The organism is Brachybacterium tyrofermentans (assembly GCF_014897585.1).
In the GTDB taxonomy this organism is placed as follows: domain Bacteria; phylum Actinomycetota; class Actinomycetes; order Actinomycetales; family Dermabacteraceae; genus Brachybacterium; species Brachybacterium tyrofermentans.
Map to the genome: position 1 here is coordinate 15,325 of NZ_JABUXW010000020.1, position 24,411 is coordinate 39,735.

Here is a 24,411-nt window from a genome sequence, read left to right on the forward strand (position 1 = left end):
GCCGTCGTGACGCAGAGGCACCGTGGCGACGGGCCGTCCCGGGGCAGAACGCACCATCGCGCGGGCCTCCGCAGAGTCAGGCGCTCAGCCCACCCCGGAGAGTCGTCACACGCAATGACAACAGCTGCTCCGCCGTGCCGGCTCCGCCACGTCAGCCGCCCTCGCCGGCCAAGCCTTCGAGGGCGTCGTGAGCGGCGTGCTCTCGCAGGTGGTCCGCGGTATAGGGGATGGTGAAGCGGACCTTTCCGTGGCCGGCCGACTCGATGATGCCGTCACGGATCAGTCGTCGGCGGTACTCGCCGGCGTATTGGGCAGTCACGTCCATGCGCTCGGCGATCTTCCCGGTGCGGGAGGGCCCGTCATCCTGAGCCATGGCGAGCAGGTAGGTGCGGTCGACGCTCGACAGAGGCCGCAGCGCTGGAGTGTGGACATGTCGGCCGAGGCGACGGCGCGCGGCCGCGATCCCGGCATTGACCTCGTCCGTGGTGATCGGACCAGTGGCCTTGTGAGCCTTGAGAGAGTGGTAGCCCACGAGCTGGAGCATAAAGGGGTACCCGTCGACAGCATCGGCCGCGAGGTCGAGGGCTTGGACGTCGATCTCACGGCCGCTGTCGGCGATCGTTCCGGCGAGGGCCGCTCGGACATCTGCACGGCTCACGCGACCGACGGGATAGTGCTCGGCGCGGCGCAGGAACGTCGCTCCGGGATGGTCGAGGAGCTCTTCGATGGGAGTCGAGAGCCCCGCGCCCATGAAGGCAAGGAGTCGCTCCTCCCGGCGGCCGTACTGGATGATCTCGCCGACCTTGCGAAGGTCTTCGATATCGGCAGCCTGAACCTCATCGATGGTGATGACGAGGCCTCGGCCGGAGGGCCGGAGAGCATCGGTGAGCTCGGTGATCTGCGATCGGAGTGTGGACTCGGCGGGATAGCGCTCGGTCCAGGAGACACCACCTCCGAGAGGGCCGACGGTGCCGCTCGCGGACTCGAGCCGTGTCCGCGGTTCGTCGGAGTGGTCACGGAGCAGGCGGGGCAGATGATCTCGCGTGAGTCGCTCCAGGAGTCCGGCGCTGGAGCTCTCGGTGATGACCAGCCATCCAGCGCTTTCAGCGGCCCGCCTGTAGGAGTCGAGCAGCACCGTCTTGCCCATCCCCCGCTGGCCGGACAAAAGGACCGTCAGACCGGCCGGGTCGAGGATCCCGTCGAAGGCGTCCTCGAACTCGTCGAGCAGCTGATCGCGGCCGACCAGGAGGTGCGGGTAGGTTCCGAATGATGGCTTGAACAGATTGCGCGACATATAAAGAGTATAAAGCGAAGGGCTCATATCCAAAGGGATCAAAAGACCGCCCCACCGAGGTCAGGACTGAGGCGCATCGAGTGTCGGCTGGCGCTGACCAGCGGTTCAGCCTTCCCTTTCGGTCGCCAGCTGCCCATGGGAGTCGAGTACCCGCGGGGGACGGGCGCCTGCGCTACTGCCCGTCGGTCGCCCGCAGCGCGTCCCGCTCCTCGCGCACGAGCTCCCAGGTGCGCACGAGGCGCGGGAGGGTGAGCATCAGCAGGCCGCCGGCCATGTTCAGCGGGATCACCCAGGCGAACCACACGAGCCAGGACAGGTAGGAGATGTCCGCCCCGGCGTGCATCGCCCCGAAGATCACGGCCGAGCTCAGGGCGCCGTGGAGCATGCCGAGACCCACCACGAGAAGGCCGCTGATCAGGGAGTTCGCAATGGTCGCGATGCCCTCGGTGGAGCCCTGCGCCATCCGGGTCACGAGGGTGATGGTGAAGCCGGCCAGCAGCGCGAGCGCAGCGGTCTCGACGGTCAGTCCCTTGTCCATATACCCGGTGGCCGCCTCGATCAGCACGTCGTCGAAGGCAGGGAAGGCCGCCACGACGACCCAGGCGAACGCCCAGCCGCCCACGAGGTTCGTCACCAGCGTCACCGTCCACAACCTCACCAGTTGCCCCCAGGTGCCGTGGCCGGCCACGATCGCATTGATCGGCACCAGGAAGTCCTCGGTGAACAGCTCGGAGTGGGCCAGACGCAGGGCGTACAGCCCGATGCCGAAGGCGAGCCCGCCGAGCAGCTTCGACCCGGTCGCATCCAGCACCGCGAGCATCGCCAGAAGACCGATGCCCACGTCGATCCCGCCGAACAGCCCGGTGATGACCAGCGCGCGCCAGGTGCGGTTCAGGCGGTTCGCGCCCTCCTCGACGGTGCCGCGGAACTCCTCGACGAGCTTGTCCTCGAGCGGCTCGTCGGACTCGCCGAGGTGCTCACGCTCGTCGTGCTGGCTCCGCGTGTTCGGCGCAGGCTGCTTCGCCCGGGGTCGCAGCCTGTCCCGACCGCGCTGCCCGGCCCGCCCGCTCTGGTACTCCCGCTCGCGCCGGTTCCCCCGCTCGCGCCGATCAACCTGCCCGGCCTGCTCATCCCGTTCGCCCTGTTCACTGTCAGCAGCCACGGTCGGCACCTTCTCTCCGGAGTTGCGGTGGAGTTGCAGTGCGCCGCACGCTATCAGCGGGAACGGGACTCTTCCGCAGTCGCCGGGCGATCATCCTCTGCTGCACGCGGCTGAGCCGGACCGGACGAGTTGCGGCATGCGGCGCATCCTGACGCCGCACTTGCTGCCGCACTCACTGCAGAGCAGAGGGTTCGGTGGAGGGGTGTCCCGAGCGCCGGCCCAGCAGGCGACGGGTGATCTCGTCGGCCGCGAGCCGCACCGCGGCATCGAGCCGTTCGCGCAGCTCGTCGTCCACCCTCGCCTCGACGAACGTCAGCGCGACGGCCGCCGCCGGCCAGCCGGTGTGGTCGCGCACCACGGCGGCCACGGAGCCCAGCTCGTCGGTGACCGCCCCGGATTCGTGCGCGATGCCGTCCGCCCGCACCCCGGCCAGCAGCTCCCGCAGGGCGCGCGGCGTCTCGGGGCCGGGCGCCTCGGTGCGGGAGGTGAAATCCCCCTGGTGGCCGAACAGGGCGCGCAGCTGCGCCGGTGGCAGCTCGGCGAGGATCGCGCGGCCGCTCGCGGTGAGGTGCGCGGACAGCCGCACACCGACGTCGGTCACCAGGCTGGGCCGGTTCCGGGCGCGCTCCTCGACCACGTAGAGCACATCGCGTCCGTGCAGGACCGCGAGGTGGCCGGATTCCCCGATCTCGTCGACCATCGCCTCGATGACCCGTCGGCCGATGCGCGCGAGCGGCTCCTGGCGCAGGTAGGCGCCGGAGAGCTCGTGGGCGGCGGGGCCCAGCCCGTACAGCCGCTCCTCCCCCAGGTGCATGACATAGCCGTGCTCGACGAGGGTCGCCAGCAGGTCGTAGGTGCGCGAGCGCGGCAGGTCCAGCTCCTCGGCGAGGCGCACGGCGGCGACCGGGGAGCGGCACGAGGCGAGGAAGGTCAGCAGGCGCAGCGTCGCGTCCGCCGCCGGGACTTTCGGGGGTGTCATGATCGGCAAGGATGCCACCGGAGCTGTCCGGTGGGCCGGACGGTGGCTCTCGACGCGCCGTTCCGCGCGGCGCGGCGGGTGCCATGATGGAACGATCGCACGCCCTGACCCGCCGACGAGGAGCCCCGATGACGACCTCTGCGCACCGCGAGAGCCCCTGGACCGGGCGGCACGACGGCGACGGCCCCGAGCATGCCCGCTGGCACCAGACGGTGCAGGTCGTGGCGCCGGGGGCGGCCGACGCGGATCCTGCGGCGCCGCACGTCGCGCTGCTCGGCTTCCGCTCCGACGAGGGGGTGCGCCGCAATCGCGGCCGGGTCGGAGCCGCCGACGGCCCCGCGGCCCTGCGCGGAGCGCTCGCCCCGCTCGCCCTGCACGGGCCGCTCGCCCGCGGTGAGGTCGGTCTGCACGATCTGGGCGATGCGGTGACCGTGGGCGAGGACCTCGAGAGCGGCCAGGCCGACGCCGCCGCCCTCACCGCGCACGCCCTGGATCGCGCGGGCTCACGCCTCGCCGTGGTGCTGGGCGGCGGGCACGAGACCGCCTGGTCCTCGTACAGCGGGCTGATGGGCTCCGGTCTCGGCCCGCGCGCGGGGCAGCGCTGGGGTGTGCTGAACCTCGACGCCCACTTCGACCTGCGCGAGGAGCCCCGCCCCACCTCCGGCACCCCCTTCGCCCAGATGGCCGCCGCCGAGCGGGCCGCCGGGCGGGACCTGCGCTACGCCGTGCTCGGGATCGCCGAGCCCTCCAACACCGGCGCCCTCTTCGCGAGGGCCCAGGAGCTGGGCGTGCAGTGGTGGACCGACGAGCAGTGCCTCGCCGCGGGGGCCGACGGGATCCGCGAGTTCGTCGCAGACTTCGCCGCTGACCTGGACATCCTGTACCTGACCATCGACCTGGACGTGCTCCCGGCCGCCACCGCCCCCGGCGTCTCGGCGCCGGCGGCCTACGGGGTGCCGCTGCCGCTGATCGCAGCGGCCGTGCAGGCTGCGGCCGGCAGCGGGAAGCTCGCCCTGCTCGACGTCGTGGAGCTGAACCCCTCGCTCGACGTCGACGGCCGGACGGCGCGTGCCGCGGCCCGCCTGATCGACGACGCGGTGCGCATCGTGGTCGGTACGCGGGCTCTGCGCTCCGCACCTTGAGCAGACCACCCCTATCTCACGCTACTCTTCGGAAGGCTCATGCGATAAGGCCGCGTCGCCGCCTCGAGCTCGAAACCGAGGGAGGCGTAGAACGCCCGCGCCTCCGGGCGATGCTCATCGACGGTCAGCACCACTCGCTCCCGGCCGGAGCTCTGCTGCGCACCGTCGATCAGTGTGACCCCGATGCCCGCCCGGCGAGCGTCCTGGTGGACGGCGATGAAGTCCATGTAGAGGGTGGACTCACCCTGCAGCTGGAAAGCCACGTAGCCGAGAACGGTGCCTTCAGGCTCGATGACCAGTGTCGAATAGGGGCCATCGGGACTCACCAGTTCCGCAGCACGCGCATAGGTGCCCGGGAATTCCTGATCATGCAGCTCCTGGATGGCTGCTTCGTCGGCCAGGACAGCAGGTCGGACCCCCGGGGCGAACTCAACCTTCGGCACCGAAGAGGTGCGGGCGTACTCGAAGTTGGCCTCGCCTGACCGCCATCCGCAGTGGGACGCGAGCCAGGCCATTCCGTCATGGTCGACGCTCGCATACATCTCATGGTGTCCCACGGGGGCTTGCGTCGTGACCGCCGCCAGCAGAGCGGGGCTCAGGGACTGCCACTCATCGTCTTCGGCCCAGGGCCCATGCACCCACGAGCGGTCCATGCCCTCGTCCCATTCGATGACCGCTGCACCGATGATCCGCCCGGTATCCGACACAGCCACGCGGACCGTCTCGGTCCAGTGCTGGTCCAGCGCCTCCAGGTCACCCCGGATGTCGGGCGGCTCGGTGCCGAGATAGGCGCACGCCGTACCGACGGATTGCTGCTGGCGGACGATGAAGTCCACTACCGCATGCTGGTCGAAGCCTTCAGAAATGATGCCCATGGCGCCATGCTCCGGCCTCGGTCGTGCCAGGTCAACCGACTTCTCCGCTCGAACCGGCCGCGTCGCGGCCCGACTGATCGACGACGCGATACGCATCGTGGTCGGCGCTGGCGCCTGAGCGGTCACACCGAGGTGCGGAGCCACTCCTCGAGGTCCATGTCGTCGACCTCCGCGTCAACGGGGAGCAGCCCGCCGCCGGCGATGGCCGAGCCCAGGTACGGGAGCTCGACGACCAGGCGAGGGGACCTGCCCTCGATGTCACCGCGACGTGCCAGGATGCGTCGCACGAGCTGCGCGGAGGTGAGCTCCTTGGGGCCGCGCAGCGCGAAGGTGCGGTCGGTGGAGTCCTCGTCGACCTCGACTTCGCAGGCGATCCGTGCCGCGAGCCTGTCCGCGGCGACAGGGGCCATGCGCATGGTGGGCAGCAGAGCGACGGGTCCGATGCTCGCCTGGGACAGCAGCAGCCCCGCGATCTCGAACCACTGCGTCGAGCGCACCAGCGTGACCGGGAGGGCCGCCTCCAGATAGGTGGCCTCCTGGGCGGCCTTGCCCCGGTAGTAGGCGAAGTACCGGTGCACGTCCGGATCCGCGGCGCCGGCGATGGAGACACACAGGATGCGACGCGCTCCGCCCTGCTCCGCGGCGCGGGCGATGTTCCCGGCGGCCCGCGTATGGGTCTCGACGGCGCGCCGGGCGCTGAGCGACGGGGTGCTGATCGTGTCGATCACGAGGTCCGTGCCCTGCAGGGCCTCCGCGAGGCCGGCGCCGGTCACGGCGTCAACCCCGGTGCGTCGGCCGAGGGCGCGGACTGTGTGCCCCGCGGCCTCGAGATGGGTGACGAGATGGTGGCCGAGGGTCCCGGCCGCTCCGAGCACGGCGATGTCCATGTCCGTCACTGTAGACGCACGAAGGAGCGCAGCTCCGGCTCGTGGTCGTGGGCCTCGATGAATCCGAGCGACTCGTAGAAGGCGCGCTGGCCGGGCTCCGCATCGGTGAGCAGCACCTGCTGGCGCACCGTCGCGAAGGGGGCGAAGGCCGCGTCGACCAGGCGTCGGCCGATGCCGGCCCGGTGGACGTCGGGCCGCACGAGCACGTCCTGCAGGTAGGCGATGGTGGCGCCGTCGCCGACCACCCGGGCCAGGCCCAGCAGTCGGCCGTCACGGCGTGCCGTGACCACCTGGGCGCTCCCGGCGAGCGCGCGCAGCAGCGTCGAGGGGTCCTCGGTGTACGCGCCCCACCCCACGGCGTCATAGAGGTCCAGGACCTCCTGCAGCGCCGGGACCTCGGTGCCGACCACGAGCTCCCCGGCTGGTGGGGCAGACGGCGGGTCCGACGGCCGCCATCGCGAGTCGACCAGCTGGAACAGGCGGCAGTCCGCCCACTCCCCGCCGAGCCGCAGGTAGGAGGGCGCCAGACCGTACTCGGCGAAGCCGCAGTGCTCGAGCACGCGCGCCGAGGCGTCGTTGCCGACCTTCACCTCCGCCTGGATCCGGTGCAGGCCGAGACCGCCGAAGGCCACGGCGATCGCGCTGCGCACCGCCGCCGTGGCGATGCCCCGCCCGCTGACGGCGTCGTCGACCCAGTAGCCCAGCGACGCCGAGTCGAACGCGCCACGGATGATGCCCGAGAGGTTGAGCCGGCCGACGATCCGCGTCACCCCCTTCTCCTCGAGCCGGATGGCGAGCGGCAGGCTGCGCCCGGCCTCGCGGTCGGCGAGGGCGTGGGCGATCGCGGTGCGCTGCCCGGCCTCGGTGAACCAGCTCTCCGACCGGGCGGGTGCGCCGACCATCAGCTGGTCGCGGTTGCGGGTCTCGAGCTCCACGAGGGCCGGGGCGTCATCGGCCGCGAGGAGGGTCAGCGTGACCTGATGGGTCTGGACGGGAGTTCGCGGCGCGGGCTGGGGCTTTCGCGGCGCGGACTGCGGAGGCTGCGGCGCGGGCTGGGAGTGTCGCGGCTCGGGCCGTGGAGGCTGCGGCGCGGGGTTGTCGGACATGCCGCCCAGTATCCGGCACGTGCCCGGCACCTGCGGTGACGTCCCATCCACTCCGCCCCTCAGTCTCCGTTCCTCAGTACCCGGTGCCGCCGTCGATCGCCTCGCGCAGCAGGTCGAGATGGCCCAGGTGGCGGGCGTACTCCTCGATCAAGTGGGTGAGGATCCACCGCAGGTTCACCTGCTCACCGTGGCGCAGCCCGAGCACGGGGCCGTCGAGGTCGCTCCAGCTCGCCTGGGCGGCGCGGGTGGCCACGAGTTCCGCGCAGTAGGCCTCGACATCGGCGAGCGCGGTCGCGGGGTCGACGTCGTCGAAGTCCCCGTCGGGATTGTCGTCGGTGCAGTGCGGGTCGGGCTGCTCGTCGTCGAGCAGCACCTCGCGCAGCCAATAGGCCTCGACGTCGGTGAGGTGGCGGACGATCCCGATCGGGCTCAGGACCGACGGCGGCACGGAGCGACGCGACAGCTGCTCCGCGTCGAGTCCGTCGATCTTCCGCAGCAGGGTCTCGCGGTAGAACTCGACCCAGCGGTCGAGGGACTCGCGCTCCCCGGCCATCGGCGGCGGGTCGACGCGGGTGTCGACCGCGGGGGTGGCTGGAGGCGTGGTGGACGGGGCAGAGGACGGTTCGGGTGTGCTCATAGGGGCACACTTCCACGGCACCGGGCTGACCACGAGCGATTTTGGGGGCGGAGATCCGCACTCGCCCCCTGGGAGTGGAGGACGCAGGACCCCATGTGGTGCCGTGCGTCGGTATCGCCCGCCCATTCCGACGCACCAGGCCACATGGATGCGGGAGTAGCTGCGTGCGGGGCAGTACGCGGTGGGCTGCGTGCGGGTGCAGCGCCCGGGCAGGGCCGGGGCCGGGGCCGGGGCCGGGGAGCGCGGAAGGGCTGCTGGTGACGTGAGCTGGCAGTATCGCCAGCTCACGTCACCAGCGGCCCTCCGGCTACATGAACCGTCCTCGCCCCCGGTTGTGGTCCCGCCCAGCCCCGCAGGGTCTGACCGGGCAGCGCCCGCGGTGTCAGCCGAGCAGGGTCTGGGCCAGCGTCACGGCGGCCACCCCGCCCAGCAGCACCGAGAACAGCAGCGTGAGCGTCGAGGGGCGCGCCTTCGTGGACAGCGGTCCGCCGAGGATGCCGCCCACCGCGGAGCCGGCGGCGAAGATCAGTGTGATCGTCCAGTCCACGTGCACGTCGGTGCCCAGACGCGCCAGCAGGCTGGTGGCGGTCGCGATCACCATGACCAGCAGGCTCGTCCCCGAGGCGCGACGCATCGCCAGACCCAGGGCGATCACCAGCATCGGCACCACGATGAAGCCTCCGCCCACGCCGAAGAACCCGGTGAGGAAGCCGGTGAGGGTCGCCGCGGCGATGACGAGCGGCAGGCGCGGGGACGCCGACGCGGCCGGGGTCGTGGGCAGCTCGGGCTCGCCGTGGTGGCGCTGGATCCCGTCGGCCGATTCGACGGTGTCGGGGCCAGGCTGATCCAGCACCGGGTCGTCGTGCACGGCGACCGGTTCCTCGGCCTCGAGCTCCGCGGGGGTGCCGTGCGCGATCGCCTCGGCCCGTTCGTCCCGGCGGGTGCGCAGGGCCCGGCGCAGCATCGCGATCGCCACCCCCACGAGCATCACGCCGAACAGGGTGAGCAGCACGGGCGCCGGCACCAGGGCGCTCAGGCGCGAGCCGACGACGGCGCCGACCACCGAGACGCCCGCGAAGACCAGGCCGTTCTTCCACTCCACGTTCCCGTGCCGGGCGTGGTGCGGGAGGCTGACCAGGGCGGTGATCAGCACGATGATCAGACTCGATGCCGTCGCGGAATGCGTGGGCATGCCGAGCAGGAACACGAGCACGGGGACCGCGAGGATGCCGCCGCCCGCTCCGAGGGCTCCGACCACGATCCCGACTCCGAGGCCGACGCCGATCGCGAGCAGGGCGAGCTCCATGGAGGGACTCCTCAGGGTGCGGGGCCGAGGAGTCGTAGGCCCCGGCGACGATCAGATCGCCTCTACCGTACGTGCCGGTCGCCGGACGTCAGCCCTCCTCGTGGCGAAGGAAACTCCCCGAATCCTGCCCACGTAGGATCGAAGGCCCCGCTTCCCAGGAGTCGACATGGTCCCCGCTGCGCCCGATCACCCCACGGCCCTGATGGATCCGGCATCGCCCGCGATGGGGCAGCGGCTGGTCGAGGCGTGGCGCACCGGCGCGCTGATCATGCCGCTGGGCGCGGACTCCTCCCCCGTGCACCTGCCCGGCCTGCACCGCTCCGTGCTGCCCGCCTCGCTGTCCGGCACCGCCCGCGTCTCGCTCGCGGGGGTGGGCGAGCGCTTCGCCGCCTGGCGTGTGACGCCTCAGGAGAACGCCCCGCTCATCGTGCGGATCCCCCATGTCCCGCCGGATGAGCTGCACCAGGACCTCTCCCAGGAGATCGCGGCGCTGACCCTGATCCCCACCGGGGTGGGGCCCGCACCGATCGCCGTCCACGATGATCCCGTGACCAGCCCGATCGGGCACGCCTATGTCGTCGCGTCCGACGTGCCCGGCATCGCGGCGGCCCCCGAGGCCTGGACCGACCAGGGCCTGGCCGCGCACGCGCGGGTGCTCGCCCGCCTCCACGGCGTCCCTGCCCCGGGCCGTGGCCCGGTGGTGCTCGGCGCGGACCCGTGGGCGGCGGTGCCGCGCGGCGTCCCGTCCCTGCTCAACGAGGTGGAGGAGGAGGTCGCGGCCTGGCGCGGCGCGCACGCCCCCGTGATCGAAGAGCACGGCCTGGAGCTCTTCCTCGAGGCGGCGCTCGCGCGGGTCGCGGCGGTCGAGGGGGAGATCGCCGGACTGGACGACTTCGTGCTGTCCCACGGCGACCTGTGCGCCACGAACATCCTGTGGGAGCACGCCTCGGTCGTGCGGTACATCGACTTCGAGTGGGCGCAGGGCGACGACCCTGCCCGCGACCTCGCGATCATCGGCGGCGCTGTGCACGGCGGGCCCTGGTACGTCCCCCTGGTCGAGGAGCAGATCACTACCTTCGTCGACACCTACGTGCAGGCACGCGGAGAGAACGGCGAGCTGCCCGCCTCGGTCGCCGACACCGCCTCGCTCCGCGACCGGATGCGGGCGTGGACCGCGTACGAGCGCACCGCGATGCTCGTCCACGTCGCCTCGCGCGCCTCCACCCGGTCCTCGCACCGTCGGGTGCTCCCGATCCTGCGCGGCACCCTCGCCCGGGAGCTCGGGCTCACCGACTGACCTCCGGGCCGGGCGGACGGGCAGACAGGCAGACAGGCAGACGGGCAGACGGGCAGACGGGCAGACGGGCAGACGGGCAGACGGGCGCATCCTGCGTGCTGTGCCACGCTCAGGCCGGGCACGGTTGCCCTCCGGGGCGATCTGCGTACGGTGGGGCCATGAGCGACTTCGTGAAGAACGGTCCGAACGCCCCCAAGGGGTACTTCGCCGCGGAGGCCGCCGGCCTCGAGTGGCTGGCAGAGCCGAAGACGGTGCCGGTGGTCCCGGTGCTCGAGGTGGGCAAGGGCGAGCTGCGCCTGGAGCGCCTCGAGGAGATCGCCCCGTCGGCCGACGCCGCCCGCGCCTTCGGCGCGCAGCTGGCCCGCCTGCACGACGCCGGGGCGCCCGGCTTCGGCTGGACCCCGGGGGACGGTGCCTGGTTCGGCCCCCTCGAGAGCCCCTTCGACGTCCCGACCGTCGAGCACGAGGACTTCCCCGACTTCTGGGCCGACGACCGCCTGCGCCCCCTGGCCGACCGCATCACCCGCACCCTCGGCGCCGACGGGCACGACACCGTCGACGAGGCGATCGACGTGATCGCCGACGGCGCCTTCGACGGCATCAGCGGACAGGGCGCCGAGGAGCCCTCACGGGTCCACGGCGACCTGTGGTCGGGGAACCTGCTGTGGACCGCGGACGGCGCCACCCTCATCGACCCGTCGGCCCACGGCGGCCACCGCCTCGAGGACCTCGCGATGCTGTCCCTGTTCAGCGCGCCCTTCCTCGACGAGATCTTCGAGGGCTACGAGAGCGAGCACCCGATGCCCGGCGACTGGCAGCAGGACCTGCCCGCCCACCTGTTCTTCGGCCTGCTCGCCCACGTGCACCTGTTCGGCGAGGCCTACGTGGACCAGGCGATCGCCACCGCCGAGTCGATCATCGCCCGGGGTGACGAGCTGGGGTTCTGAGCCCCGCAGACTCCCCACCACACCACCGGCACCGATCGGCCACCCGCGCCGAGGCCCGCGCGACAGGTGCAGGACGAGCGCAGGAGGAGTTCAGGACGCCTCCGGAGCCCTTGCACGACGCGAGTGTGCGCTGTGCTTCCACCGAGGGAAGTGCAGCGCACACTCGCGTTCTGGAGGGATGGTGGGGACAGGAAGGTCACAGTGTCGACCGGGGTCGGGCGTCTGGCGTCAGGCCGTGACCGGAGTCGGCCTCAGCGGCAGCATGCCGCTCGAGTCCAGGTCAGTGGTCGTGGTCTTCGTGCTCCGCGTCGCCCTCGTGCTCCTCGTGGCCGCCGGCGTCGCTCGCCTCCGACTCGTCGTGGTCGTCGTGCTCACTCGCCTCGGCATCGTCGTGCTCGTCGGCGCCCGGCGCGATCTCGTACTCGCCTGACGCGGTCCCGGTGGTCACCTGGATCTCGTGCGGCACCACGGGCAGGTCCAGCTCGCGGTAGATCTCGCCGCTGGCGACGTCGACCATCGTGAGCTTCTGCGCCGCGGGGTCGACGACGAAGGCGGTGCCGTCGGCCACGGACATCATGGGGCCGGCCTCCTGCCAGTTGTCCGGCTCGGTCCACTCCCCCGTCACGGGGACCTCGTGGAGAATCTCGCCGCTCTCGGGGTCCAGGATGTTCAGCTCGCCGTCGGCGGTGAGCACCAGGGCCTCACCGTTCGGACCGCGGTCCAGGGAGCGGAACCAGTACTCCGAGCCCAGGTCCACGATCTGCTGGGTGTTGTCGCTGGTGTCGATCAGGGCGATCTCGGTGGGGTGCTCGGCACCGCCCTCGGGATCGGCCTCGACCTTGTGGTCGGCCAGCACGATCGACGAGTCCTCGTGACCCTTCTGGTTGCCGGAGCGCTGGAAGTCGCCGTCGATCGCGACCTTGTGGAACTCGCCGTCGCGGTAGATCACGGAGCCGTTCTCGCAGCCCAGGCTGATCACGTCGCCGGATTCCGTGGGCTTCGCAGCGGCTTCGCCGTGCACGCCGGGGCAGTCGTCGGTCTCGGCGGTGACGTTCCCGTCGGCGTCGAGCGCCTGCACAGTGTGGCGCTCGTCCTCGGTGCCCTGGGTGACGAGCAGGCCCCCGTCGGAGAGCGGTACCGCGACGCCGTGGTGGGGGGCCTCGGTGCTGGTCTCCTCGAGGATCCCGAGGTCGCCGTCGACCAGCGCGGTGGGGTCGATCAGGGTGATGTCGCCGGTGCCGTCGGCGAACAGGGCGGTGCGGTCCCCGTGGGGGACGACGTGGCCGGGCATCGGCGCCGGGACGGACAGATCGGTGAGGGCGGGGTCCTGCACGTAGTAGTGGAAGTGGTCGCCGTGGCCCTGGGCGAGCAGGCCGGTGTCGTACATCGTGATGGCGTCGGAGGCGCTTACGGCGACGTGGCGGCCGTCCCCGGCCGGATTCAGCCGCACGTACCCCTCGACGTCGGAGCTGCCGACGGTGCTGCCGTCGGAGGAGTCCAGCGTGGTCACGCCGCCCTCGTGGGCGAGCACGATGCGCGGCGAGAGAGCGGCCACCTCGGTGCGGTCCGTCTCCGGGGCCGCCGCGTCGCCGGCCGTCCCGCCGTCGGAGGCTCCGTCGGACCCGTCTGAACCGCCTCCAGCCGGACCGCCGCAGGCGGAGAGCGCGAGCACGCCGACACCGAGGAGCGCAACAGCACGCCGTTTCATGACAATGGTTCTCATCTGAATCATGATCAGAACAGTAGCAGTTCCTGAGAACTGTTCTCGGCAATGGGAGGGTACCCCGGGTCACACTCGGCGGGTACCCTGAACGGGGCGATGGGGGTCGCCTGCTGGGGGAACCGCTCGACATGCTCAGGGGGAGCCGACATGGAACGACGTGATGCCACGACAGCGCAGAATCCACTCGGAGAGCGCGGCGATCGCCGACGCCCGCGGCGACATCGCAGGCGCCGCCTCCGCCGGGGAACGACGGTCGCCGCGGTTCTGACCCTGGCTCTTACCAGCTGCTATCTGCTGGATCCGGACCTGCTGCCCGAGGGCACGGACGAGGTGTCGATCGAGGTCGGCGAGACGGCCCAGGTGGATCTCGGCGAGTGGTCGCCGAGCATCGGGGACCGCTGGGGTGCGGTCCCCCTGCAGGAGGGCGACGCCGCCGAGTACGCCGCCGTGGACGACGGCGTCGTCACCGCCCACGTGGTCCAGGGCGCCGAGGTGTTCGGGGTGCGTGCACGCCGGGACGGCCCCGAAGCGGGCGGCACCACCCCTCACGCCATCGAGCTCACCGGCGTCGCGCCCGGCACCTCGACGGTGCGGATCGTGCACTGCTACCGCGTCGGGATCGCCGAGGACTGCGACCAGGGGCCCCGCGACATCGATCCGATCGAGCTCACCGTGACGGTCACCTGACGCGGTCGTCCGCACTGCCCGACCCCTCACGCCGGTTCCGCTCCGCCGGGAAGTCCACGGCCTCGTGGCGAACGCGATCGTGCGCCGCGCTTCCGACAGGGGAAGCACGGCGCACGATGGCGTCTCGCGCCGGGTCGGACCCGGCCAGATCGGCCCAGGGCCAGATCAGACCGGGGCCGGCTCAGCTCTGGACCGGCTCAGCTCAGGGCCGGCTCAGATCACGCCGAAGGCGATCATGGCGTCGGCGACCTTGCGGAAGCCGGCCACGTTCGCGCCCACCACGTAGTCACCGGGGCGGCCGAGCTCGTCGGCCGTCTCCAGGCAGGTGGTGTGGATGTTCTTCATGATCTCGGTGAGGCGCTTCTCGGTGTGCTCGAAGCTCCACGCATCGCGGCTCGCGTTCTGCTGCATCTCCAGAGCGGAGGTCGCGACGCCGCCGGCGTTCGCGGCCTTGCCCGGGCCGAAGGCCACGTCGGCGTCACGGAGCACGCTCACGGCCTCGGGGGTGCAGGGCATGTTCGCGCCCTCGGACACGGCGAGCACGCCGTTCTTGACCAGGGTGCGAGCGGCTTCGACGTCGAGCTCGTTCTGGGTGGCGCTGGGCAGAGCGATGTCCACCGGGACATCCCAGACGCTGCCGCCGGCGACGAACCGCGCACCGTTTCCGCGACGTTCGGCGTACTCGTTGATGCGGCCGCGCTCGACCTCCTTGATCTGCTGGAGGAGCTTGAAGTCGATGCCGTGCCCGTCGACCACATAGCCGGAGGAGTCCGAGGCCGTGATCGGGACGCCGCCGAGCTGATGCGCCTTCTCGATCGCGTAGATCGCGACGTTGCCGGAGCCGGAGACGGCGACGCGGCGACCCTCGAAGGACTTGCCGCGAGCCTTGAGCATCTCGTCGGCGAAGATGGCCGCGCCGTACCCGGTGGCCTCCTTGCGCACGAGCGAGCCACCCCAGTCCAGGCCCTTGCCCGTGAGCACGCCGGCCTCGTAGCGGTTGGTCAGGCGCTTGTACTGGCCGAAGAGGTAGCCGATCTCGCGGGCACCCACACCGATGTCACCGGCGGGGACGTCGGTGTACTCGCCCATGTGGCGGTGCAGCTCGGTCATGAACGACTGGCAGAAGCGCATGACCTCGCCGTCGCTGCGGCCGTGCGGATCGAAGTCGGAGCCGCCCTTGCCGCCGCCGATGGGCAGGCCGGTCAGGGAGTTCTTGAAGATCTGCTCGAAGCCGAGGAACTTCACGATGCCGAGGTTCACGCTGGGGTGGAAGCGCAGACCGCCCTTGTACGGGCCGAGCGCGGAGTTGTACTCGACGCGGAAGCCGCGGTTGATCTGCACGACGTTCTGGTCATCGACCCACGGGACGCGGAAGATGATCTGACGCTCCGGCTCGCACAGGCGCATGAGGATGCCCTGATCGTTGTACTCCGGGTGGCGGCCCTGGATGTACTCGAGCGACTCAAAGACCTCGCGCACTGCCTGGTGGAACTCGGGTTCGCCGGGGTTGCGGTGCAGCACCTGGTCATACGTGTTCTGGAGCATCGAATCGATCATCGCGGTCCTTTCAGGGTCCCCTGGGGAGGAGAGTCTGCGGTGACAGCGGGCACGGGGGCCCGCGGCGACCTACGGTCAGAGCCGTTCCAGAGTACGTAGTCATCCCAGATGTTGGAACACCGCGTCCGAGCAGTGAGCCACTCTCCGGGGCAGTTCTCGTCGGATTCAGCAGAAGTCCCTGCTCGACACCGATTTCCGCAGATCGGGCAACCCGCCGGCGCAGCGAGGCGAGGATCACTGTCGACAGCACATCAGGTCGTTAAGTACGATCGTACGCATGCCTCTTCCCCTCCCCGAGGTGCGCCGCGCCCGTGGCGCCGTCGCCGCGATGTTCCTGACCAACGGCGCTCTGCTCGCGAACCTCCTGCCCCGCTATCCCGAGATCAAGGGAGAGCTGGGCCTGGCGAACTCCACCTACGGCCTGGTACTCGCCGCGTTCCCCGCCGGCGCGATCCTCGCCGGACTGGGAGCCGGAGCGCTGATCCGACGCGTCGGATCCGCCCCGCTGGCGGTGGCCGGCACGATCCTCACGGCGATCGGGCTCTGCGCCGCCTCCTGGGCACCAGTCGCCGGCCTCCTGGCGCTCGCGCTCCTCGTCGCCGGAGCGTGCGACGCGATCACCGACGTCGCCCAGAACGCCCACGGCCTGCGGGTCCAGCGCCGCTACGGACGATCGATCATCAACTCCTTCCATGCCGTGTGGTCCATCGGAGCGGTGCTCGGCGGCTCCATGGCAGCCCTGGCGATCGCGCTCGATGTGCCCCTTCGGGTGCATCTGAGCGTCTCCGGAGCGCTGTTCGCCGCGATCTCCCTGGTGGCGCTCCGATTCGCCCTCCCGGGCAAGGACCCGGAGAACTCCGCAGGCGGGGCCGACGGGGGCACCGCGGCGACGGACAGCGCGGAGGCGGCAGCTGCGGCCGGCCCGACGGGCACTCCCCCGTCGGCCGCCCTGCGCCCGACCCGAGGACGCACCGCGCTCCTGCTGGGTGCCCTCATCGTGATCGCCATCGGCGGCACGCTCGTCGAGGACGCCGGGAACTCCTGGGCGACCCTCTACCTCGCCCGTGACCTCGGCGCCCCGGCGGCGATCGCCGCCACCGGATACATCGCCCTGGTGGGTGCGCAGTTCGTGGGGCGCCTGGCCGGTGACTCCCTGGTGGACCGCTTCGGGCAGCGCACCGTGGCCCGCGCCGGCGGCCTGATCATCGCCGTGGGCATGGCCACCGCGCTGGCGTTCCCGACCGTGCCCGGCACGATCATCGGTTTCGCCCTGGCCGGGCTGGGCAGCGCGACCCTGGTGCCCGCCGCGATGCAGGAGGCCGACGACCTGCCCGGGCTGCGCCACGGCACCGGTCTCACGGTCGTGTCCTGGCTGATGCGGCTGGGGTTCCTCGCCTCACCTCCGCTGGTGGGCCTGGTGGCCGACGCCGCCGGGCTCCGATTCGGCCTGCTCGTGGTCCCGATCGCCGGAGTGCTGGTGATCGCGCTGTCCGGCGTGCTCAGCGGCCGACGCCCACTACGGCGCACCGAGCCCGAGAGCGTCTCCGCCGGGCTCTGAGCAGACCGGTTCTTCCCGATGGTCAGTCCGGCCGGGCCAGACGCCCCAGCGCGCCGCGGATCAGCGCGGCGGCCGACGGATCGATGTGCAGCGCACGATGCAGGGCGAGGCCCTCGTTCAGGGCGTCCAGCATGACCGCGGTGTCGGCGTCGACGAAGGGCGCCAACGTGGCCCGCGTGCGCGCCATCCAGCCGCTGGTGATGTCCCGGAACTCCGGACGGCGGGCCGCCAGGGTATAGAGCTCCTGGCTGATGACCAGGTCGCGCTGGGTCACGAAGACGTCCTCGTCGATGTTCGCGGCGAAAGCATCGAGCGCCTCGTCGAGAGTCGTGGCCGACGCCATCCGGCGCTCCACCAGGGCCGCGCCCCGATCCGCGTAGCGGAAGAAGGCCTCGCGCAGCAGGTCGTCCATCCCGTCGAAGTGATAGGTCATCGACCCCAGCGGGACGTCCGCGGCCGCCGCGACCCGGCGGTGCGACGTGCCGGCCACGCCGTGCTCCGCGATCACGTCGAGACAGGCATCGATGATGCGGTCGCGGCGCTGCGGGTCATGGCGGCGGGTACGGGCGGAATCGGGCACGGACCTGACCCTAGCGGGGTCGGGCGGATACGCGACCGTCGGACTCGGCGCTCGGGTCGAAGGCGCCGTCGCGGACGACGGCACGTGGGTCACTCGGCATGGCCGTCGACGATCGTCCGATCGCCGACGGGCTGCTCGGTCTCGACGAGGGTCGTGTACTCGAGCAGAGGGGCGTCGCATCCCCCGATGTGACGCGGGAGGCCCCCGGTGGAGGCCGAGATCGTGATCGAGCTGGCCGTCTCCTCGACGTCGACGTCATGGCCGTAGCAGTCGTCGACGCCGCCCAGGAAGGTCACACGGATGTGGGTGTCGTCGACGATCTCGGTGCTCTCCCACGCGGTGGGCAGAGCGTCCACCAGGTCGGATTGCGGCAGCTGGTCCCCCGCGTCGCTGTAGCTGGTCGTCGCCGAACAGCCGGCGAGGAGGAGCACGGCGGCTCCCAGAGCGGTCAGTCGCTGCCTGGAGCGACGTAGTCTGCCCATATCCGAACTCCCTGCTGCGCGATGTGCGGTGCGTGAGTCCTGATCCTGCCATCCTTGCTGACTCCGTCGGCGAGATGACGCCGCTCTCGCTCCCTCGAGCGAATGCCCCGCTGGTACGTTGACGCGATGGATTTCACCGAGTGGGACACGCGTTTGAGCGCCTATGCCGTGATCACCGATGGCCACGGACACATCCTGCTGACCTGGTTCAACGGCGCCGCTCCGCTGTGGACCCTCCCCGGCGGCGGGGTCGAGTTCGAGGAGTCCCTCGAGGCGGCTGTGGCGCGCGAGGTCTTCGAGGAGACCGGGTTCCATGTGGCCGTCGGCCGACCGCTGTTCAGCAGCACGATGACAGCGGACGTGGGCTCCAGGTCGCCGCGACCGTTCAAAGCGGTCCGCATCATCTTCGAGGCCACCATCGTCGGCGGGGAGCTCGGGACCACCGAGATCGGCGGGGAGCTCGGGACCACCGAGATCGGTGGGACGACGGACGAGGCACGCTGGATGCCGCTGACAGGGCTCCCGGACCACGAGCCCCGAGCGGGCATCGTCGACCAGGCCTACGAGAGCCTCCGGCGCACGACCGGCAGCTGAGTGCTACCGGGACAGCGGCCCCTCCTCGACGAACGCCGGGAACAGCGGTGCCGACGGTTGCGTGGCGTCCGGCCACCGGGCGATCATCGCGTCCCTCAGCGCGCCGAGCCAGTCGCTGACGGCAGCCAGCCCCTCGGCCCGCTCCGCGAGCTGCAGGAAGGTGCGTATCTGCTGCACCACCTGCCCGCGGCGACGCCAGCTGTCCTGCGGCGCCTGGTCCGGCCGGGAGACCTGTCGCAGCCTGCTGATCCGTCCGATCAGGACGATGGCTGCGCCCTCCGCGAGCAGCTGGCCATAGGAGTCGAGAACCTGGTGCGCGCCGCCGTCGGCGAGGGCTGTGCGGTAGGCCGCGTCGGCGGAGTCGACGACGCCATCCGGCAGCAGTCCCCAGGGGCTGCTGTGATGCGGGAACGGGTAGTGCAGGAAGCAGGCGTCGATCCCGAGGTGCCCGAAGCCGCTTCCCTCGACGTCGACCAGGCGTGCTCCGGCATCGGTGAGCAGCACATTCGTCGGGTTCAGGTCCCGATGGATGAGCGCTGAGGAGGGGCCTGGGCCGGTGGATCGCGCCAGGAGGCAGGTCACCTCGTTGCGAGCCCTCGTCGCGGACGGAAGGCCGAGCTCGGTGCAGGCCTGTTCGATCCCGTCCCAGTGCTCCGCGCCGTCTACGTACATCTGGCCGGTCTCCACGTCCGCGGAGAAGGCGGCGAGGTGTCGCTGGTGCTCAGCACGCCGGTCGATCGTGCTGGCATGCAACCGGCCGACGGCAGTGGCCATCTCGACCATGCCCCGGGCAGCAGCCGCCGGATCGTCACCGAGCAGGACGTCCTGCAGGGTCGGCCACTCGCCCAGGTCGGTCTGGAGCATCACGCCCGCGTCGTCGTCGACATGGATCCCCTGGGCGGTGACCCCGCTGGACGCGGCGGTTCGCAGCGCCGCGACCTCGCGGCGCAGGAACGCCGGACCACCGTGCCCTTCCCCGTCGACTCGGCGGGTCTTGGCCACGACCGTCGAGCCGATTCCGGGAATGTCCCGATCCAGGCCGAGACGGGTGACGGGCGCCGACTCGTGACCGACGTGCTGCTCAGAGGTCACTCTCACGGGGCCGCCGGCGAGACGGGACAGCGCGGAGCAGATCTGGTCGCGCCGTGCGGCGGTCAGCGGGTACGCGGGCATGCACCTCAGAGTAGGCGGGCCGCCGGGGCGCGGCATCACCGCGCCCCGGCGCCGCACCCCGGCCCTGCACCTCAGGAGGCCGGCGGGGTCTCCCCGACGCCGAACTCGCGGATCTGCACCCACTGACCGGTGGGGTTCTTCGCAGTGACGCGAAGGCGGCAGAAGCGGGCGTCGAGGGGTTCGTCCAGGGTCGCCGTGGCCACGGCGGAACCGTCGGTCGTGCCGATCTCGGTCCACGTCTCCCCGTCGGCGGAGAGCTCGAGGACCCCCTCGTAGACCTGGTCGCCGGGGGTCGAGTCGCTCTTGGCCATCTGCACCTGCACGTGCCGGATCGGGTGGGTCTCCTCGAGCTCGACCTGCACCACGTCGTCGACCTTCGGGGCCTTGCTGGACCAGAACATGGTCGCGAGGTCGCCGTCGACGATCCGCTCGATCGCATAGTCCTTGTACGTGCCCAGCGTGGTGGTCGCCGTGCCCGGCAGGCCGCGGAACGGCAGGGACGGATCCTCCGGCAGCACCTCGCGCAGCTCCTCCCAGGCCCGCGCGATGAAGCCCTCGAACACGCCGTCGCCCACGCTCGGGACGATCTGGTTCTCCTTGTAGACGCCGTCGGCGCGCTGGTCGGGCACCGTGGCCTGGCCCGCAGCGGCGATGTGCTCCGCCACGCCGGCCGCCGCGGCGGAGGCGTCCTCGAGCCGGCCCTCGGTGAGCGCGAGGAGCATCTGCTGCTGGGCGAGGAGGGCGCGGGCCCACTGCCCGGCGGCGACCATCCACGGCTTCGTATCCTCGTAGAACCCGGTCGAGGCCATCGGCTCGAGGCTCGGGGCGAGCTCGGTGATGGCGGTCAGCCGGGCGACGAGGGCCTCCCCTGCCGCATCCCCGGACTCGTACGCCGTCCAGAACTCCTCGACATCGGCGGCGAGCTCCGGCGCCATCGGGGACCCGCTGCGATAGGGCCAGTTCTGGTTGAGATCCGTGAACACGCGCAGGTCCTCACGGATCGACTCCGTCGGCCCCGCGAGCTCGTCGACCGCCGCCTCCCAGGAGTCCTCGGCGTCGTACGCGGGCGGGTTCCAGCAGTAGTCGGCGTAGTTCGCCAGGGAGATCAGCGAGGCGTACGGCTGGATCATCGGGTTCGCCGTGAACCCGGCGAGATGCTCGTGCAGCGTCGGCGCCCGCCCCTCGAGCGGGTTGAGGAACAGGCGGTCGCGCCGGCCGTCGTTCACGGGGAAGTTGTCCCAGATGTACAGGTGCTCGGTGTGGTACGACGCCACCGCCGTGACCACGGACTTCTCGGTGATCGACGGGGAGAAGACCCCTTCGCCGGTCCACTGGATGCGGGTCTCCGGGTGGGCGCCCTCCCCGAAGTCCGTCTTGTACTCGCTGGGGCCGGAGCCCGAGTAATGGGTGGGGACCGTCTGGAGCGGGGCGAGGTCGTGGGCCTCGACGTAGTCCGTCTGCACACGGTTGAGGTAATGGACCTGCGCCTCGGCCAGGGAGCCGAACTGCGCGGCATCCTCCTCGCCGAGCTCGGTGGGAATGTCGTCCAGCGCGATGTAGAAGCTGGTCACGCCCAGCTCGCGCAGCTGCTCGAACTTCGTGACCGTGGCCTCGAAGTCGTCGTCGCTGCCGTAGGTGATGTCGTTGCCGGGCGAGAGGGCGAAGGTGAAGCTCACGTGGTGCGCGTTCGCGGTCTCGACCAGCTCGGCGAGGTTCTCGAGCTCGTCGCCCGCGTAGAGCTCGCGCCACTTCGAGCGCAGCAGCAGGTCATCCTTCGGGGTGTAGATGTAGGTGTTCAGCTTGTGGGCGCCATAGAAGGCGAAGTGATCCAGGCGCGCCTGATGCGACCAGGGGATGCCGTAGAACCCCTCGATCGCGCCCCGGATCTCCATGAGCGGTTCGTCGCGCACCTGCACGGCGGGCAGACGGGTGCCCCCGGCGAGGAGCTGGCGCAGGGTCTGCACGGCGTAGAACGTGCCTCGTGCATCGCGCCCGGCGAGAGCCACCACGGCGCCCTTGTCCTTCGCCGCGGCGAGCACATACCCGTCGGCGGCGAGACCGTCGGGGCCCTCGACGCCGACGGTCTCGAGTGCCGCAGCGAGCGTCGGGTTGTCCTCGGGGGTCCCGAGGTGGATGCGGGTGCCGGAGGCCGTGGTGTCGGCGCCCTGGGCGGTGACCGTCCGGACCGTGCAGCCGTTGGTCTCCAGCAGCTCGGTCAGTGCTCGTTGGGCGGCCGCGTCGGTGTCCTTGCCGACGATCACGCTGACCTGGCGGCTGAGGACCACCTCCCGGTCGGCGCTCTCGACGGCACCGGGCTGGGGCCTCACCGTGCGATCCCCGCCCCGGGAGGCGTTGCCCCCGGCAAGCGCACCGCCCGCGGGGAGGGCGAGCGTTCCGCCGGCGGCCAGTCCGAGCCCGAGGGCGGCGCGGCGGGTGAGGGAGGTGGGGAGAGACGAGATGTCAGCGGTGGATCGATTCACAGCAGGAGCCTTCCGGGGCCTCGGGCAGGAGGCGCGGGGTGGGGGACGCGGGACGACGCACGCCACAGGACTGTGACGCGCGCCATAGGGTCCCGGTCAACGTACCAGGAAGAAGAGTCGGGGTTCCGAACATCGGGGAGACGGGGGTCGAACGACAGCACGACGTGGCTCACGCCCCCGGAGAGACGGGGCTCTGCCCTCGGGGTGGAGTCCGGGAGGCCGTACCGAGGAGCTGGATCAGCTCCCCTCGTCAGCCCCGTCCTCGACGCCGCCGGCTCCCTCCGGGTCCTCGGGCTGGAAGATCTCCTCGATCGGGGCCCCGAAGAGGGCGGAGATCCGGAAGGCCAGCGGGAGGGAGGGGTCGTACTTGTCGTTCTCCAGCGCGATGACCGTCTGCCGGGAGACGCCGAGGGCCTTGCCGAGCTCGGCCTGCGACCAGCGCAGCTCCGCACGACGAGCCTTGATCTCGTTACGCATGACTCCCCCTCTCAGCGGTAGCGGACGGCGGAGACGATGGTGCCCACGATCCACGAGACCATGAGGATCGAGAACGCGAAGATCCAGTTGATCTCCGGCAGCACCGAGAACTGCAGCACGCCGACGGCCAGGATCAGCGGCGTCGCGATGAGGAAGGCGAGCAGGATCACCTCGGCGATCTTGCGGCGCTCGAACTCGTCGCCGCTGCGGTACATCTCGATGTTCGCCCAGGCCATGAGGCCGATGCCGGGGAAGACCAGGAGGGCGGGGAGGAGGGCGGGGATGCCGATGACGTCGGAGATGTCGGCGAACAGGACGCCGAGGACGTAGAGCGCGACGCCGATCGCGAAGCGGACGGCGAACGCGCGGTTGGCGCGAGTGCGGGGGCTGGCGGCGGCATTCATGGCGAACTCCTTGCATCGAGGGCTTCCCGCGCGATCGACCAGCCATCCATCCAGTGCCGGTATCGCTCGTGGTGTGCCCCAAATGTAAGGCATCCTTGACATCAAGGTCAAGGGGTCTTGACATAAAAAGTCAATGTTCCTTGACTTCGCAGGTCATCTGACGGTCACAGCCGCCTCGCGGCCCCCTGCCCAGGAGTGCCGCTCAGAGTCCCCGCACGTCGAGCTCGTGCTGCACCCACGCCGGATCATCGGTCGTGATCGTGTCGACACCGCACGCCAGCGCCACGGCGAGCTGCTCGGGCGTGTTCACCGTCCAGGGGTTCACCGCCAGCCCTGCCTCGTGCGTGGCCTCGGCGGCGCGCAGCGAGAGACCCGTGATCGACGGGCCGATGCCGGCCGCGCCGAGCTCGCGCGCGGTCGCCAGCTCCTGCTCGCCGACCTCCCTCACGAGATAGGAGACCGGGGTGTCGGTGGAACGGCGGATCTCGGAGAGCGCGTCGGGATGGAAGGAGATCACGGTGGAGGCCGCCGCCGGCGATCCGACGGGGAGCGCGCGCAGCAGTTCGGCCACTGCCTTCGCCGCCGCCGCGACCTTGACCTCGATGAAGATCGGCACGGTGGTCATCGCCAGCAGCTCCTCGAGCGAGGGCACCTTCTCACCGTCCGCGAGCAGCACGGTGTCCAGCTCGGCGCGGGTGAGGTCGCCGATCGCGCCGGTGCGACGAGGGGAGTCCGGCGCGGCGGTGCGGTCGATGGTCTCGTCGTGCATGACCACGACGTGCCCGTCCGCACTGAGGTGGACATCGCACTCGAGCACCTGCGCGCCGTCCTCGATGCCGCGCCGGAAGGCGGCGAGCGTGTTCTCGGGGGCGTGCGCGGAGGCGCCGCGGTGGCCGACGATCGCGGGACGCTGCAGGGACGGGGCGGACTGCTCGGACATTGTTCTCCTGGACTGCTTCGGAGCCGGCCCGCGGGCCGGCGCTGGTGGTGGACTGCTGAGCGCAGGGATCGAGCGCGAGGATTGCTGAATCGAGCGCGGGTCGCGCACGGAAGGATCCTTGGAC

Annotated in this window: 23 protein-coding genes; 6 read left to right on the top strand and 17 right to left on the bottom strand. The window is 71.1% G+C overall.

What is annotated here, in order from left to right:
- Window positions 1-151: 151 nt before the first annotated feature.
- From INT49_RS14770 to INT49_RS14780, 3 genes are all read right to left on the bottom strand, one after another.
- The gene (locus tag INT49_RS14770) at window positions 152-1,294 is read right to left on the bottom strand and encodes an AAA family ATPase (protein ID WP_193118517.1); all 1,143 of its coding nucleotides are present in this window, start codon (window positions 1,292-1,294) and stop codon (window positions 152-154) included.
- Between the two features lie 172 nt (window positions 1,295-1,466).
- Window positions 1,467-2,330 (bottom strand): formate/nitrite transporter family protein, encoded by an 864-nt coding sequence (locus INT49_RS14775; protein WP_193118573.1) that lies wholly within the window; start codon window positions 2,328-2,330, stop codon window positions 1,467-1,469.
- Window positions 2,331-2,628: 298 nt separating this feature from the next.
- Window positions 2,629-3,435 carry an IclR family transcriptional regulator gene (locus INT49_RS14780; RefSeq protein WP_193118518.1) on the bottom strand — a complete coding sequence of 269 codons (807 nt, stop codon included), beginning with the start codon at window positions 3,433-3,435 and terminating at the stop codon, window positions 2,629-2,631.
- 128 nt (window positions 3,436-3,563) lie between these two features.
- Between INT49_RS14780 and hutG the strand changes: the two genes are divergently transcribed.
- Window positions 3,564-4,577 carry a formimidoylglutamase gene (gene hutG, locus INT49_RS14785; RefSeq protein WP_193118519.1) on the top strand — a complete coding sequence of 338 codons (1,014 nt, stop codon included), beginning with the start codon at window positions 3,564-3,566 and terminating at the stop codon, window positions 4,575-4,577.
- Between the two features lie 11 nt (window positions 4,578-4,588).
- Here hutG and INT49_RS14790 read toward each other — a convergent pair whose 3' ends face one another.
- From INT49_RS14790 to INT49_RS14815, 5 genes are all read right to left on the bottom strand, one after another.
- Window positions 4,589-5,452 carry a GNAT family N-acetyltransferase gene (locus INT49_RS14790; RefSeq protein WP_193118520.1) on the bottom strand — a complete coding sequence of 288 codons (864 nt, stop codon included), beginning with the start codon at window positions 5,450-5,452 and terminating at the stop codon, window positions 4,589-4,591.
- Window positions 5,453-5,574: 122 nt separating this feature from the next.
- Complete coding sequence (locus INT49_RS14795; RefSeq protein WP_193118521.1) at window positions 5,575-6,339, bottom strand: SDR family oxidoreductase; 765 nt, start codon at window positions 6,337-6,339, stop codon at window positions 5,575-5,577.
- 5 nt (window positions 6,340-6,344) lie between these two features.
- Window positions 6,345-7,445, bottom strand: a complete 1,101-nt coding sequence (locus INT49_RS21590; RefSeq protein WP_319021643.1) for a GNAT family N-acetyltransferase — start codon at window positions 7,443-7,445, stop codon at window positions 6,345-6,347.
- Window positions 7,446-7,518: 73 nt separating this feature from the next.
- Window positions 7,519-8,082 carry a DinB family protein gene (locus INT49_RS14810; RefSeq protein ID WP_226850640.1) on the bottom strand — a complete coding sequence of 188 codons (564 nt, stop codon included), beginning with the start codon at window positions 8,080-8,082 and terminating at the stop codon, window positions 7,519-7,521.
- A 382-nt stretch (window positions 8,083-8,464) separates the two neighbouring features.
- Window positions 8,465-9,388: a sulfite exporter TauE/SafE family protein gene (locus INT49_RS14815; RefSeq protein ID WP_193118522.1), complete on the bottom strand. Its 924-nt coding sequence runs from the start codon at window positions 9,386-9,388 to the stop codon at window positions 8,465-8,467.
- 166 nt (window positions 9,389-9,554) lie between these two features.
- Here INT49_RS14815 and INT49_RS14820 point away from each other — a divergent pair, with 166 nt between their 5' ends.
- The gene (locus tag INT49_RS14820) at window positions 9,555-10,685 is read left to right on the top strand and encodes an aminoglycoside phosphotransferase family protein (RefSeq protein ID WP_193118523.1); all 1,131 of its coding nucleotides are present in this window, start codon (window positions 9,555-9,557) and stop codon (window positions 10,683-10,685) included.
- A 158-nt stretch (window positions 10,686-10,843) separates the two neighbouring features.
- Entirely contained in the window at window positions 10,844-11,632 is a 789-nt protein-coding gene (locus INT49_RS14825) for a fructosamine kinase family protein (RefSeq protein WP_193118524.1), read from the top strand.
- Between the two features lie 280 nt (window positions 11,633-11,912).
- Here the strand turns inward: INT49_RS14825 and INT49_RS14830 are convergent, their stop codons facing one another.
- Window positions 11,913-13,355 (bottom strand): hypothetical protein, encoded by a 1,443-nt coding sequence (locus INT49_RS14830; protein ID WP_226850642.1) that lies wholly within the window; start codon window positions 13,353-13,355, stop codon window positions 11,913-11,915.
- A gap of 147 nt (window positions 13,356-13,502) precedes the next feature.
- Between INT49_RS14830 and INT49_RS14835 the strand changes: the two genes are divergently transcribed.
- The gene (locus INT49_RS14835) at window positions 13,503-14,042 is read left to right on the top strand and encodes a hypothetical protein (protein ID WP_193118525.1); all 540 of its coding nucleotides are present in this window, start codon (window positions 13,503-13,505) and stop codon (window positions 14,040-14,042) included.
- Window positions 14,043-14,255: 213 nt separating this feature from the next.
- Here the strand turns inward: INT49_RS14835 and gdhA are convergent, their stop codons facing one another.
- Window positions 14,256-15,599: an NADP-specific glutamate dehydrogenase gene (gdhA, locus tag INT49_RS14840; RefSeq protein ID WP_193118526.1), complete on the bottom strand. Its 1,344-nt coding sequence runs from the start codon at window positions 15,597-15,599 to the stop codon at window positions 14,256-14,258.
- Window positions 15,600-15,876: 277 nt separating this feature from the next.
- Between gdhA and INT49_RS14845 the strand changes: the two genes are divergently transcribed.
- Window positions 15,877-17,157, top strand: a complete 1,281-nt coding sequence (locus INT49_RS14845) for an MFS transporter (protein WP_193118527.1) — start codon at window positions 15,877-15,879, stop codon at window positions 17,155-17,157.
- A gap of 22 nt (window positions 17,158-17,179) precedes the next feature.
- On the opposite strand, the gene INT49_RS14850 is transcribed toward INT49_RS14845, so the two are convergent.
- Entirely contained in the window at window positions 17,180-17,737 is a 558-nt protein-coding gene (locus tag INT49_RS14850) for a TetR/AcrR family transcriptional regulator (protein ID WP_319021644.1), read from the bottom strand.
- An 89-nt stretch (window positions 17,738-17,826) separates the two neighbouring features.
- Window positions 17,827-18,219 (bottom strand): hypothetical protein, encoded by a 393-nt coding sequence (locus INT49_RS14855; RefSeq protein ID WP_193118529.1) that lies wholly within the window; start codon window positions 18,217-18,219, stop codon window positions 17,827-17,829.
- 126 nt (window positions 18,220-18,345) lie between these two features.
- Between INT49_RS14855 and INT49_RS14860 the strand changes: the two genes are divergently transcribed.
- Entirely contained in the window at window positions 18,346-18,813 is a 468-nt protein-coding gene (locus tag INT49_RS14860) for an NUDIX hydrolase (RefSeq protein WP_193118530.1), read from the top strand.
- A 3-nt stretch (window positions 18,814-18,816) separates the two neighbouring features.
- Here INT49_RS14860 and INT49_RS14865 read toward each other — a convergent pair whose 3' ends face one another.
- The 5 genes from INT49_RS14865 to INT49_RS14885 form a co-directional block, all read right to left on the bottom strand.
- A complete protein-coding gene (locus INT49_RS14865) occupies window positions 18,817-19,986 on the bottom strand; it encodes a phosphotransferase (protein ID WP_193118531.1) in 1,170 nt (389 codons plus the stop codon).
- Window positions 19,987-20,057: 71 nt separating this feature from the next.
- Window positions 20,058-22,466, bottom strand: coding sequence for a beta-N-acetylglucosaminidase domain-containing protein (locus INT49_RS14870; protein ID WP_193118532.1), 2,409 nt, complete (start codon window positions 22,464-22,466; stop codon window positions 20,058-20,060).
- Window positions 22,467-22,703: 237 nt separating this feature from the next.
- A complete protein-coding gene (locus INT49_RS14875) occupies window positions 22,704-22,943 on the bottom strand; it encodes a helix-turn-helix transcriptional regulator (RefSeq protein ID WP_193118533.1) in 240 nt (79 codons plus the stop codon).
- Between the two features lie 11 nt (window positions 22,944-22,954).
- The gene (locus INT49_RS14880; protein WP_193118534.1) at window positions 22,955-23,347 is read right to left on the bottom strand and encodes a hypothetical protein; all 393 of its coding nucleotides are present in this window, start codon (window positions 23,345-23,347) and stop codon (window positions 22,955-22,957) included.
- A gap of 202 nt (window positions 23,348-23,549) precedes the next feature.
- A complete protein-coding gene (locus INT49_RS14885) occupies window positions 23,550-24,287 on the bottom strand; it encodes a glycerophosphodiester phosphodiesterase (protein WP_193118535.1) in 738 nt (245 codons plus the stop codon).
- Window positions 24,288-24,411 lie beyond the last annotated feature (124 nt).